Here is a 13,052-nt window from a genome sequence, read left to right as displayed (position 1 = left end):
CCTCCGATCGGGTCGCTCGCGGCTTGGTCCCCTGATCACCGCCTGCCCGCCGTCCTGAGGAACTTCGCACCATGCCCGCACGTCGCATAGCCCTCGCGGCCCTTGCGGTGCTGATCCTGCTGCTCGGCGGCGGGATCGGTGCCGGGGTCTGGAAGGGCGACTGGCAACCAGCGCCCAAACTCGCCCTCGACCTCGAGGGCGGCACCCAGATCATCCTGCAGGCGCAGTCGCGAGATGGCTCGGCCATCGACGCCACGGCCATGGAGCAGGCCCGCCAGATCATGAGTCAGCGCGTCAACGCCATGGGCGTCGCGGAGACCGAGATCACCGTGCAGGGCGGCACCAACATCGTCATCGATGTCCCGGGCCAGCTGGACCAGGCGACCTCGGAGGCCGTCCGCCAGACGGCCTCGATGTCGTTCCGGCCGGTGCTCGGCGTGGTGGCCCCGGAGGGCACCGGAGAGCCGATGCCCTCCGACGGCGGCGGCGAGACCTCCGATGGCGGCGGAGAGGCCTCTGACACTGGTGACGAGACGTCGAGCGCACCTCCCGCGGATCCCTCTCAGCACCTGTTCGATGGGCTGATCAGCGAGGACTCCTCCCTCGCACCGCCGCCTGCCCCGGCCGAGGGCGACCTGCCCTACCCGGCGTGGAGCCTGGACTGGCTCACGCCGGAGATCCAGACCGAGCTGATGAGCGCCGACTGCGTCGATCCTGCCGCGCAGCAGGAGCGGGCCGCGGCGGCGGCGCCGGACGAGCCTGTGGTGGCATGCGATCCGAACGGCGCCGCGAAGTACCTGCTCGGCCCCGAGGTCGTCGCCGGCTCAGCGATCGAGAGCTCGGGCGTGGCCTCGGATGTCACGCCCACCGGCCAGGCCACCGGCTACTACGTCGTGAACATGAGCTTCAACGACAGCACTGCGGCGTCGTTCTCCGATATGACCAAGGCTCTGTACGGCGGGGAGGGCGCGACCGCGGCCTTCGGCATCGTGCTGGACGGGATGGTCATCTCCGCCCCTGAGGTCCAGGAGCCATCTCCCGGCGGGGAGGCGTCGATCTCCGGCAACTTCTCGCAGGAGGAGGCCAGCCAGCTCTCCGACCAGCTGCGGTTCGGTGCACTCCCGCTCGAGTTCGAGGTCGCCTCCGAGCAGCAGATCTCTGCCACCCTCGGCGCGGACCAGCTGCAGATGGGATTGATCGCCGGTCTCATCGGCCTGGCGCTCGTGGTCCTGTACGCCTTCGCCCAGTACCGCCTGCTCTCGATCGTCACCACCGCGAGCCTGCTGATCATGGGCCTGCTGACGTACGCCACGCTCACGATCCTGTCGAACATCCCTGACATCGGCTACCGCCTCTCGCTGGCCGGCGTGGTGGGGCTGATCGTGGCGATCGCCTTCACCGCTGACTCGTTCATCGTCTACTTCGAGCGGGTGCGCGACGAGATCCGCGAGGGCCGTGGGATCGTCGCTGCGGTGGACCATGGCTGGGATCGCGCCAAGCGCACCATCCTCGCCTCCGACACGGTGAACCTTCTCGCCGCTGTGGTCCTCTATGTCCTCTCCACCGGAGGGGTGCGCGGCTTCGCCTTCGTGCTGGGGCTGACCACCCTGCTCGACCTGCTGGTCGTCTTCCTGTTCACCCATCCTGTGCTGCAGGCGCTGGTGCGCACCCGGTTCTTCGGCAAGGGCCATCCCTGGAGCGGGCTGGACCCGGCACGACTGGACCGCGACGTACCGGCCTACGCCGGACGCGGTCGGGTGCGCCTGGCCGGAGAGCGCACAGGTCGTGGGCGTCGCAGCGCCGAGGAGGAGGCGCGGGAACCGATCGCGGTGCGCCGCGCACGCCTGGAGAGGGAAGCCGCGGAGCAGACCGCTCCTGCGGACGACGGGCAGAGCGTCCCCGACGAGCCCCATCAGGCGAGCCCCGACCCTGAGGACCGGCCCGTGGCCGGCGACGACACCGAGGAGCAGAGCCGATGAGCGCGACCTTCGCCCGATTCGGCAACGACCTCCACGCGGGGCGTCGGATCATCCCGCTGGTGAGCCGGAGGAAGACCTGGTATCTCCTCAGCGCGATCACCATCGTGCTGCTCGCCGTCCTGGCCGGCGTGCGCGGACCGAACCTCGGCATCGAGTTCACCGGCGGCTCCGAGTTCCAGATCGCGGGGGTCTCCGACACCGAGCAGAGCTCCGCCCGCGACGTGGTGCGCGAACACGTGCCTGATCGCGAACCGAAGGTCACCGTGCTCGGCCAGGACACCGTGCGGGTGCAGACCGAGCAGCTCGACTCGACGGAGACCGCCACCCTCGCGCAGGACCTCGCCGCCGCCTACGAGGTCTCTCCGGAGGCGATCTCCACCTCCTACATCGGTCCGGTGTGGAGCGGTGACGTCACTCAGAAGATGCTCCGAGGCGTGGTCGTCTTCCTGATGCTGGTCGCCGGGATGATGGCCCTGTACTTCCGCAACCTCAAGGCCTCCCTGGCTGCGATGGGTGCGCTGGTGCACGACATGCTGATCACCGCGGGCGTGTACCTGGTGGTGGGCTTCGAGATCACCCCGGGCACCGTGATCGGGTTCCTCACCGTGATGGGCTATTCGCTCTACGACACGATCGTGGTGTTCGACAAGGTCCGGGAGAACACCGACGGTCTCACCCGCCAGCGGCGGAGGACTTTCGCCGACCAGGTGCAGCTGGCCGCGAACCAGACCCTGGTGCGCTCGATCAACACCTCGGTCGTGGCTCTGCTGCCGATCGGCTCGATCCTCGCGATCGGCGCCTTCCTGCTCGGCGCCGGCACGCTGAAGGACATCTCGCTGGCGCTGTTCATCGGCATCATCGCGGGCACCTACTCCTCGATCTTCCTCGCGCCGGGGTTCCTGGTGGAGCTGCGCAGCCGCGAGCCCGAGATCGCCGCGCACACCGCTGGGGTGCTGCGGGAGCGTCGGGGCGAGAGCGCAGAGGCACCCGGCGAGAGCCGCCGCATCACCACCGCCGCGGACCCGGCGGGATCAGACCTCCAGGAGCCCGCGCCGGACGGCCCCTTCGCCGAGAAGCCCGCGCCGGACGGCCCCTTCGCCGAGGAGCCCGCGGACCCCGGCACGGACTCCGAGCCGGAGGTCACCCGCGAGCGACGTCAGCCTCGCCGCACGAACCGTCGCCATCGCACCACCCCCAAGGGAGGTCACCGATGAGCGACTCCGTGCCCGGCGCAGCGCTGATCGACGAGCTGCTGCACACCCACATCGCCGAGTACCCGGACTTCCCGAGCCCCGGCGTGCTGTTCCGGGACATCACCCCTCTGCTGCGTGATGCCGACGCCCTGCGTGCAGTGATCCGTTACTGGAGGACCCTGATCCCCGAGGACGTCGAGTACATCATCGGGACCGAGGCGCGCGGCTTCATGCTGGGTGCGCCTCTGGCCTATGAGATCGGTGCCGGCTTCATCCCGGCCCGCAAGGCGGGGAAGCTCCCGGGCAATCCGACCGGGCTCACCTATGACCTCGAGTACGGGAGCGCGGTGATCCAGCTGCCCGAGAACTCGCTCCCCGCCGGGGCCCGTACCCTCATCGTGGATGATCTGCTGGCCACCGGGGGCACGGCGGCGGCGACCGTCGAGCTGGCCCGCCGTTTCGATGTCGAGATTCTCGGCGCCTCGTTCCTCATCGAGCTCGACGGGCTGGGCGGCCGTGAGCGGCTGCCGGGAGTGCCGCTGTCGGCGGTGTGGACCCTCGACAACTGACCCTGTCGCTCGCCCTGCTCCTGCGCGCCCAGCACGGCGGCGGGGCTGCGCTGCGGCAGTGGGATGCGTTCGCACAGCGGTGACCCGCGCGTAGACTGAAGCTTCCCAGCCAGGAGGTGTGCATGTCGCAGCAGCCAGCATCCGAGCCGGTCAAGGCAGACGATGCCGGGCCGGGCGACCAGAGCAGTCCGTCAGCGGCGCAGCCTGCCTCTTCGCTGCGGACCCCCTCTTCGCCGCGGACCCCCTCTCCTGCGCCGCGCCGCGCCCGCTCGCGGCTGTCGTTCTTCGCACCCCGTGCCGGCACCGGCGTGGACCCCCTGCTCTCGCCGCTGCTCGAGACGATGACAGCGGTCAGCCCGAAGGAGAACCTGGAGGTCATCCGGCGGGCGTACACCGTCGCCGAACGAGCCCACCGAGGGCAGACCCGCAAGAGCGGCGACCCCTACATCACGCATCCGGTCTCGGTCGCGACGATCCTGGGGGAGCTCGGATCTCCCGCGGAGGTGGTCGCGGCGGCGCTGCTCCACGACACCGTCGAAGACACCGACTACTCGCTGGACCGCCTGCGTGCCGAATTCGGTGAGGTCATCGCCGTGATGGTCGACGGGGTCACCAAGCTGGACAAGGTCACCTACGGGGAGGCCGCTCAGGCCGAGACCGTGCGGAAGATGATCGTGGCGATGAGCCGTGACGTCCGGGTGCTGCTGATCAAGCTCGCCGATCGTCTCCACAACGCCCGCACCTGGAAGTACGTCCCCGCAGCCTCCGCCGAGCGGAAGGCGAAGGAGACCCTGGAGATCTATGCGCCGCTGGCGCACCGGCTGGGCCTGAACACGATGAAGTGGGAGCTCGAGGACCGCTCCTTCCAGGTGCTCTATCCGAAGGTGTACGAGGAGATCGTCTCCCTGGTCGCCCAGCATGCGCCTGCCCGCGAGCAGTACCTTTCCACCGTCTCGTCCCAGATCAACGAGGACCTGCGCAAGGCGAAGATCAAGGCTGAGGTCACCGGCCGGCCCAAGCACTACTACTCGATCTATCAGAAGATGATCGTCCGGGGTCGCGACTTCTCCGACATCTACGACCTGGTCGGGGTGCGGGTGCTGGTGGACTCGGTCAGGGACTGCTACGGGGTGCTGGGCACGCTGCATGCCCGCTGGTCCCCGGTGCAGGGCAGGTTCAAGGATTACATCGCGCTGCCGAAGTTCAACCTGTACCAGTCGTTGCACACCACGGTGATCGGTCCCACCGGCAAGCCGGTCGAGATCCAGATCCGCACCCGGGAGATGCACCGGCGCGCCGAGTACGGGGTGGCCGCGCACTGGAAGTACAAGGCCATGTCCGCTCAGCAGGGCGGCGCAGAGGTCACCCCGATCGCCAACGATGCGGCCTGGTTGCGCCAACTCATGGATTGGCAGAAGGAGACCACCGATTCGGGGGAGTTCCTGGACTCGCTCCGCTTCGAGATCAACACCCAGGAGGTCTACGTCTTCACCCCCAAGGGTGACGTGCTGGCGCTTCCCCAGGGTGCGACTCCCGTCGACTTCGCCTACACGGTCCACACCGAGGTGGGGCACCGCACCATCGGTGCGCGGGTGAACGGCCGACTGGTGTCGTTGGAGTCCTCGTTGTCCACCGGCGATGTGGTCGAGGTCTTCACCTCGAAGTCCCCGGATGCCGGCCCCAGCCGGGACTGGCTCGGCTTCGTGCAGTCACCGCGGGCCCGCAGCAAGATCCGTCAATGGTTCTCGAAGGAGCGTCGCGAGGAAGCTCTCGAGAAGGGCAAGGAAGAGCTGGCGAAGGCGCTGCGGAGGCAGGATCTGCCGATGCGCCGACTGCTGACGCACGAGACCCTCGCCACCGTCGCAGATGACCTCAACCTCCCCTCCGTCGATGCGCTGTACACCTCGATCGGTGAGGGCCACACCGGCTCGCAGCACGTGGTCGAGAAGCTGCGGGCCTCGTTCGGCGGTTCCGACGGCGCCGAGGAGGACCTGGCGGAGATCACGCTGCCCTCGCGGGTTCGGCCCCGCGGCAGCCGAGCGGAGCGGCATACCTCAGAGACCGATCAGGGCGTCATCGTCGATGGGCACGCGGATCTGTGGGTCAAGCTCGCGAAGTGCTGTGCCCCGGTTCCCGGGGATCCGATCGTCGGGTTCATCACCCGGGGCTCCGGGATCTCCGTGCACCACGACAGCTGTGCGAACGCGGTCCAGCTGCAGGAGCAGCAGCCGGACCGGATCGTGCAGGTCGCGTGGTCGGGGCGGCACAGCACGGCCTATCTCGTGCACATCAAGGTCGAGGCCCTGGATCGTCCCCGACTGCTCACCGATCTCGCACTGGTGATCTCGGAGCAGCAGGTGAATCTGCAGTCGGCCTCCGCCCACTCGAACACTGATCGCCTGGCCACCACCTTCTTCTCCTTCGAGCTCGCCGATCCCTCCCATCTGCAGTCGGTTCTTGCCCAGGTGCGGCGCATCGAGGGCGTCTACGACGTCTACCGAGTCACGGCGGATGGCAGGCCGGTGGGCTCCGGCGCCCCGCTGGTCGCCGGCTGATCCCCCAGCAGCTGCTCGAGCCGTTCCCTGGCCGCCTGCACCCCGGGGTGACGGTGCATGCGGTGCAGGCGCTGGCGAATCTCGGGAACCTGCACATGGCCCTCGGCGACCAGCCGCTGCAGCGCCGGCTCTGCGACCCATGACGGAGCGAACCTCAGAAGATCCATCGCCGTGCGCACCGGGATCGTGACCGGCGCTCCTCCGATCGTCTCGACCTCGTCGGGCTGCAGTCGGGCATGTCGCAGCACCACACCCGCCTGATCCCCGCGATGGGCGGGGGAGAGCAGCTCCGCAGAGGGCGGAGGCTTCCCACCCAGCACCACCCAGGCCGCCGAGGGCCCCGCGATGACGTGATGGGCCTGCAGCTGAGCGCCCAGTGCGCAGCCGAGGGCGAGCGCTCTCTGCACGGCGCTGCGCAGCAGATCGGGCGGGAGGAAGATGCCCGGCAGGATCCGGGTGAGATAGCCGTCGGCCACGAGGGCGTGGGTCGACGGGGTCTCGTCCCAGCGCTGAAGGGCGGCACCGAGGGGGACCGCCAGCTCGGCGGCGTGCCGGGACCAGGCTGCGCACAACCCGATCGAGGTCATCCCGACTGGCTCATGGACCGGGTCGAGCGCTCGCGAGGAGCACGGATCCGGAGGACCGGTGGCGTTCTGGGGGACGGTGCGGTGCGAGGTGAGAAGCAGTTCCATGCACCGACTCTGGCAAGACGAGGGTCCGATGGCAATCGCCCCGCCTGTCCTTGTGCACAGACGGGGCGGTGGAGGAACAGTCGCTCGTCGCGGAGCCGCGGAGACGATGTCCCGAGCCGGCGGTCACCCGGAAGCCGGTGACGCCCGCTGGAGCCTGACTGCGACGTGCAGCGGTCAGCCGAGGTCGCGAGCGGAGCGCTCGATCACCGCGAGCCACTCCTTGCGAGCCTCGAGCGCCGACTCCGCCTCGGCGATCTTGGACGGGTCGCCGCCCGCGATCGCCTTGTCGAGAGCATCCTGGTAGGAGGCGATCGCGGAGTGCAGCTGCGAGGAAGCGCCCTCCACACGAGCCTTGGTGCGAGGATCGGTGCGACGCCATTCGTCCTGCTCGGCGTTCTTCACGGCTCGCTCCACGGCGCGCAGCCGGTCATCGATGCGCCGCATGTCCCCTCGGGGCACCTTCCCTGCGTCCTCCCACCGGTCCTGGACGGAGCGCAGTGCCTTCTTCGCGCCCTCGAGATCCTTGGCGGGATCGATGGCCTCGGCCTCGGTCAGCAGGGTCTCCTTCGCCTCGAGGTTCTTGCGCTGCTCCTCCTCGGTCTCATGAAGATCGGCATTGCGCGCCGAGAAGAAGGTGTCCTGAGCGGCCTTGAAGCGCTTCCACTGGGCGTCATCCTTCTTCCGGCCTCCGCGCGGCGCGTTGCGCCACTCGGCCATCAGATCCTTGTAGGCACGGACGGTGGTGCCCCAGTCGGTGGACTCCTGCATCGCTTCGGCGCGCGCGATGAGATCCTCCTTGACCGTGGCGGCCTCGGAGTGCTTCTCGTCCAGCTGCGAGAAGAACTGCTTGCGCATCCGGTCGAAGGTGGCGCGTGCGGCGGAGAGCCGCTTCCACAGCGCCTCCTCCGTGGGACGGTCCAGGGCGACTCCCTCGGACTGCATCTGCTTCCAGGTGGGCACCATCTGACGCATGGTGTCTCCGGCGTTCTTCCAGGAGAGCTGTTCAGGATCAGTGGCGACCAATGCCTCGATGGACTCGACGAACTCGGTGCGCTGACGGGCGGCGGCCTCACGGCCCTCCGTGCGCTGGGCCTCGAGCGCCCTGATCTTCTCCTTCGCCTGCTCCCGCAGCTCGCCGGCGCGGGCCCGCAGCGCCGGGATGTCCCCCACCACCTGCGGCTCCTTCAGGTTCTTCCGCAGATTCTCCAGGAGCCGATTCAGCTCGTTCTGGGTGTGCTCGGGAGCATTCAACGTGGACTGCGTGAGGTCGAGGAAGGCCACCAGATCGAGGTAGCCCCGAGCGAAGGGCTCGAGGGCCGCCTGAGGATCCGAATCGGCCGCGGTGCCGACGGTGCGCACCTGCGTGCCGTCCTGGACCGTGATGGTGCCGTCCTCGCCGACCGACCCGAAGGCTGCTGCCGCAGCGATCTGTTCGGCGTCGTACTCGGCGACCGGCGGCGCGACCGGCAGCAGGGCGGCGCTGGGCTTCTTCGCGGCGATCGCGGCGGGGGAGGGGATCGAGGGCTTCGGCCGCGGTCCGCGCGCGCCCGGCACCGGCGGCTTCGGTGTCGGAGCAGCAGGTGTCGGGGAGGGCTCTTCAGCAGGCTCCGCCGCTGGCTCTGCCGCTGGCTCTGCCGCTGGCTCTGCGTCCGCGTCGGTGTCGGCGGTGTCTTCCACCACGTCCTCCGCGGCGGCTGCCTCGGGGGCGACTGCTTCCGGATCGCTCTCGGTGGGGGCCTCTGCTGCGGGAGCGGCCGACTCCGGGGAGTCGATGGGCGCACCGGAGTCGGTGCTCGTCGCCGCGGGATCAGGGGCTGTCGGGGAGGTCGAGGGCTGATCAGCTGACGGCTGGGCAGGCTGAGCGGCGGGGTTCGACGCGGGGACGGGAGTCTCGGACTCGCTCACGATTGAGCTCCTTCGAAGGGATCCGCTGCGGGGCGGGACACTGCCGCCAAGAGGACGGCCGGGCTGGCACATGGACTGCCCCCGATATCGGGGAGAACCACGTCACGGAACTCTACCGTGGCCGGTGGACCAGGAGGGACCGGTCCTGCCCTCCGATACGGCCGGCGCCGACAAGGGGATAATGGGTCCGGTACACCGCCACCCAGCCCAACCCCAGAAGGATGTGCACCGCATGGCGAAGATCGCCGCCCTGTCAGGATTCCCGGAGTGGCTCCCCGCGGAGCGTCTCGTCGAGCAGCACGTGATCGACGTGTTCCGCGAAGTGGCGGAGCTGCACGGCTTCTCCGGCATCGAGACGCGGGCCGTCGAACCGCTGGATCAGCTGCTGCGCAAGGGAGAGATCGACAAGGAGGTCTATGTCCTGCGCCGCCTGCACGCCGAGGAGGAGGGTGCCGAGCCCAGCCGTGAGGATCGCTCGCGCACCCTGGGACTGCACTTCGATCTCACGGTGCCGCTGGCCCGGTACGTGCTCGAGCACCAGAACGACCTCGCCTTCCCGCTGCGCCGCTTCCAGATCCAGAAGGTGTGGCGCGGGGAGCGCCCGCAGGACGGTCGGTTCCGTGAGTTCTATCAGGCTGATCTCGATGTCATCGGCCAGGACTCCCTGCCCGGACACATCGAGGCCGAGGTCGCCACGGTGATGGCAGAGATCCTCGACCGGCTCCCGCTGCCGACGTTCACGATCCACGCCAACACCCGTCGGCTCTCCGAGGGCTTCTTCCGCTCGATCGGGCTCGAGGATCAGTCCGCGGTGCTGCGCAGCCTGGACAAGCTCCCGAAGATCGGCCCGGATGCGGTGCGCGACCTGCTGCTCGCCGACACCGGTGCCACCGCGGAGCAGGCGCAGGCCTGCCTCGACTTCGCCGCGATCCGCACCCGTGACGGTTCCTTCGCACAGCAGGTGCGGGACCTCGGGGGCAGCGGCGAGATGCTCGAGCAGGGCATCGCCGAGCTCACCGCGGTCATCGAACGCGTCGAGGCCGCCGTGCCGGGTGTGATGATGGCGGACCTCTCCATCGCCCGCGGCCTGGACTACTACACGGGCACCGTCTTCGAGACCTTCGTGGCCGGGCACGAATCGCTCGGCTCGATCTGCTCCGGCGGACGCTACGACTCCCTGGCCGCGGACAACCGACACACCTACCCCGGTGTGGGGCTGTCGATCGGGCTGTCCCGGCTGGTCTCCCGGCTGCTGTCCGCAGATCTCGCCGCACCCTCCCGTGCGGTGCCCACCTGTGTCCTGGTCTCCGTCGCCGACGAGGAGCACCGTGCGCTCAGCGACGCCGTCGCTCGTTCTCTGCGGGGCCGGGGGATCTCCTGCGAGGTGGCACCCGCGGCGGCGAAGTTCGGCAAGCAGATCCGCTATGCGGATCGCCGGGGCATCCCCTTCATCTGGTTCCCGGGCACCGACGGGGGCGCGGACGAGGTCAAGGACATCCGCAGCGGGGAGCAGTCGGTCGCCGACGCGGCGGCCTGGGAGCCGCCGGTGGAGGACCGGGCCGTGCGCATCGTGGCCGGCCCGGGGATGCCCAGCTCCGAAACCGTCCGGTGACCTGAGTCACGCCGTGGCGCTGAGGGAATGATCCTCGGTGCCGCGGCGTTCCAGTGAGCATGGCTACGCTCACTCTGACCACCGAGAACCACGACAAGACTGTTGAGGACGGCATCGTCCTGATCGATTTCTGGGCGGGCTGGTGCGTGCCGTGCCAGCGTTTCGCCCCGATCTTCGAGGACTCCTCCGACACCCACGAGGACGTCACCTTCGCGAAGGTCGACACCGAGGACCAGCAGGAGCTGGCGATGCGCTACGGCGTGACCTCGATCCCGACCCTGGTCGCCTACCGTGAGGGCATCCCGGTGTTCTCCCAGGCCGGTGCCCTGCCGCAGTCCGCGCTCGAGGATCTCATCGGCCAGGTCAAGAACCTGGACATGGACGAGGTCCGCAAGGCGTACACCGAGGCTCAGGAGAAGCAGGACTGAGAATCCCTTCGACGCCGGGTCGCCGCAGAGTCGGATGACCACAGAGCCGGATGACCACAGCGCCGGCTGCTGACAGAGAAGGACCCCGCCACCGATCGGTGGCGGGGTCCTTCTCTGTCAGCAGGTCCGTCGAGCGGGGTGCTCAGGCCTCGGAGCGGCGGAACGGGCGGCGCTTGGAGTCGAAACGACCTCCGCGGTCCCCACGGTCATCACGGCGCGGGCGATCATCCCGACGGAACGGACGGTCACCGTCCCGGCGCGGTCCGCTGCCGCCGCGGGGACCGTTGTCCGGCCCGATCCGCAGCTCGCGGCCGCCGACCTTGGCACGGGAGATCCGCTCCATCTGCTCCGAGGACAGGGAGCCGCGGATCTGGACCAGGGCGAAGTTCGGGAAGATCTGGATCTTGCCGATGTCCTTGCCCGTCAGACCACCCTCGCCGGTGATCGCACCGACGATGCCCGGCGGCCGGGCGCCGTGGGTGTGGCCCACCCCGACCTTGTACGAGGTGTAGCCGCGCTCGGTCTGCAGGGGCTCACGAGGACCGCGGTCGCCGCCGCGGTCGTTGTGGCGGTCATCGCCCGAGAGCTTGGAGGGGGTGAACTCCTCTTCCTCGGACGCGGAGCCGGGACCCTCGTCACCGACGGTCATCGCGCCGAGCACGGCAGCCAGCTCGAGCGGGTCCATGCCCTGCTCGGTGACGAACTCCCCGATCAGCTCGCGGTACAGCTCCAGCCGACCGCGCTCGATGCGCTCGGGCACCTGAGTCAGGAGCGAGGCCAGGCGGTGCTTGGAGACGTCGCGCGGCGAAGGGATCACAGCCTCTGCGAGGGTCTGCTTGGTGGCCCGCTCGATGTTCTTGAGCTGGCGCCGCTCGTGGGGGCCGATGAAGGTCAGCGCCTCACCGGTGCGGCCGGCGCGGCCGGTGCGACCGATGCGGTGCACATAGGACTCGGCCTCCTTGGGCACATCGAAGTTGACGACCAGGCCGATGCGCTCGACATCCAGACCACGAGCGGCGACGTCGGTCGCGACCAGCACCTGCAGAGAGCCCTCACGCAGCCGCTCGACGATCTTCTCGCGCTCCTTCTGGGGCACGTCCCCGCTGATGGAGGCGGCGATCAGACCTCGCGCCACCAGGGCCGAACCGACCTCTTCCGCGGCAGCGCGGGTCCGCACGAAGACGATCGCCGCCTCCGCCTCGGAGGTGGCCAGGACTCGGGCCAGAGCGCCGGTTCGGTGCCGGAAGGGCACCACGGCGTAGGACTGGGTGACGCTCTTGACCGTCGAGGACTGCGGCGACACGCTCACGCGCACCGGGTCCTTCATATGGGTCTGGGCCACGCGCTGGATGGCGGAGGGCATGGTCGCCGAGAACAGTGCGACCTGACGGCTGGCGGGGGAGTGGGAGAGGATCTCCTCGACGTCCTCCGCGAAGCCCATCCGCAGCATCTCGTCGGCCTCGTCCAGGACCGCGAAGCGGATGGTGTCCAGGCGCAGGTTGGTGCGGCGCATGTGGTCCATCACGCGGCCGGGGGTGCCGACGACGACCTGTGCGCCGCGGGCGAGCGCCCGTTCCTGCGGGCCGTAGGGGGAGCCGCCGTAGAGCGCGACCACGTCGAGGCCGCCGATCGAGGTGGCGAAGGAGGCGATGGCGTCGGCCACCTGCATGGCCAGCTCGCGGGTGGGGGCGAGCACGAGGGCCTGCACCTGGCGAAGGGTCGGGTCGATCGCGGCCAGCAGGGGCAGGCCGAAGGCGGCGGTCTTGCCGGTGCCGGTCTGGGCGACGCCGATCACGTCGCGGCCCTCGAGCAGCGGCGGGATCGCCTGCGACTGGATGGCCGACGGGGTGGTGAAGCCGAGCTCGTCGACGGCCCGGCGCAGCGGCGCCGGCAGATCGATGTCGTCGAAGCTGGGACCGACGGGGGCCTCAGGCTCGGCGGGGGCGTCGGCGGCGACGTCGGCAGCAGGGGCCTCGGCGGCGGGAGCGTCGACCTCGGTGGCCGGCGCGGTGGCTTCCGCAGCAGGCGCGACGGGCGCGGACTCTTCGACGTTCACGTCGATGTTCTCGGGCGCAGCAGCAGGGGAGGAATCAGTCATGGTGTCCTTCGACAGTCAGGG

At 69.5% G+C, this 13,052-nt stretch carries 9 protein-coding genes; 6 read left to right on the top strand and 3 right to left on the bottom strand.

The window, feature by feature from the left end:
• The first annotated feature begins 71 nt into the window (after positions 1-71).
• The 4 genes from secD (at position 72) to Q0937_RS11300 (ending at position 6,296) form a co-directional block, all read left to right on the top strand.
• The gene (gene secD / locus Q0937_RS11315; protein ID WP_299303632.1) at positions 72-1,979 is read left to right on the top strand and encodes a protein translocase subunit SecD; all 1,908 of its coding nucleotides are present in this window, start codon (positions 72-74) and stop codon (positions 1,977-1,979) included.
• On the top strand, positions 1,976-3,193 hold the full coding sequence (gene secF / locus Q0937_RS11310) for a protein translocase subunit SecF (protein ID WP_299303631.1): 1,218 nt from the start codon (positions 1,976-1,978) through the stop codon (positions 3,191-3,193). Before secD ends, secF begins: the two co-directional genes overlap by 4 nt.
• Positions 3,190-3,741, top strand: a complete 552-nt coding sequence (locus tag Q0937_RS11305; protein WP_299303629.1) for an adenine phosphoribosyltransferase — start codon at positions 3,190-3,192, stop codon at positions 3,739-3,741. The genes secF and Q0937_RS11305 overlap by 4 nt, the downstream gene beginning before the upstream one ends.
• Before the next feature lie 122 nt (positions 3,742-3,863).
• Positions 3,864-6,296, top strand: a complete 2,433-nt coding sequence (locus tag Q0937_RS11300) for a bifunctional (p)ppGpp synthetase/guanosine-3',5'-bis(diphosphate) 3'-pyrophosphohydrolase (protein WP_299303627.1) — start codon at positions 3,864-3,866, stop codon at positions 6,294-6,296.
• Here the strand turns inward: Q0937_RS11300 and Q0937_RS11295 are convergent.
• Together Q0937_RS11295 and Q0937_RS11290 are read right to left on the bottom strand one after the other, a co-directional pair.
• Positions 6,236-6,988, bottom strand: coding sequence for a hypothetical protein (locus tag Q0937_RS11295; RefSeq protein WP_299303626.1), 753 nt, complete (start codon positions 6,986-6,988; stop codon positions 6,236-6,238). The genes Q0937_RS11300 and Q0937_RS11295 overlap by 61 nt on opposite strands.
• A 174-nt stretch (positions 6,989-7,162) precedes the next feature.
• Positions 7,163-8,893, bottom strand: a complete 1,731-nt coding sequence (locus tag Q0937_RS11290) for a DUF349 domain-containing protein (protein ID WP_299303625.1) — start codon at positions 8,891-8,893, stop codon at positions 7,163-7,165.
• A 232-nt stretch (positions 8,894-9,125) separates the two neighbouring features.
• Between Q0937_RS11290 and hisS the strand changes: the two genes are divergently transcribed.
• Positions 9,126-10,505, top strand: a complete 1,380-nt coding sequence (gene hisS / locus Q0937_RS11285; protein ID WP_299303623.1) for a histidine--tRNA ligase — start codon at positions 9,126-9,128, stop codon at positions 10,503-10,505.
• A gap of 59 nt (positions 10,506-10,564) precedes the next feature.
• Complete coding sequence (gene trxA, locus Q0937_RS11280) at positions 10,565-10,933, top strand: thioredoxin (protein WP_299303621.1); 369 nt, start codon at positions 10,565-10,567, stop codon at positions 10,931-10,933.
• A 142-nt stretch (positions 10,934-11,075) separates the two neighbouring features.
• On the opposite strand, the gene Q0937_RS11275 is transcribed toward trxA, so the two are convergent.
• Positions 11,076-13,031: a DEAD/DEAH box helicase gene (locus Q0937_RS11275; protein ID WP_299303619.1), complete on the bottom strand. Its 1,956-nt coding sequence runs from the start codon at positions 13,029-13,031 to the stop codon at positions 11,076-11,078.
• Positions 13,032-13,052: the final 21 nt, after the last annotated feature.

This window comes from uncultured Brachybacterium sp. (genome assembly GCF_947500705.1).
GTDB lineage: Bacteria > Actinomycetota > Actinomycetes > Actinomycetales > Dermabacteraceae > Brachybacterium.
This window is presented reverse-complemented; position numbering and strand designations above follow the sequence as displayed.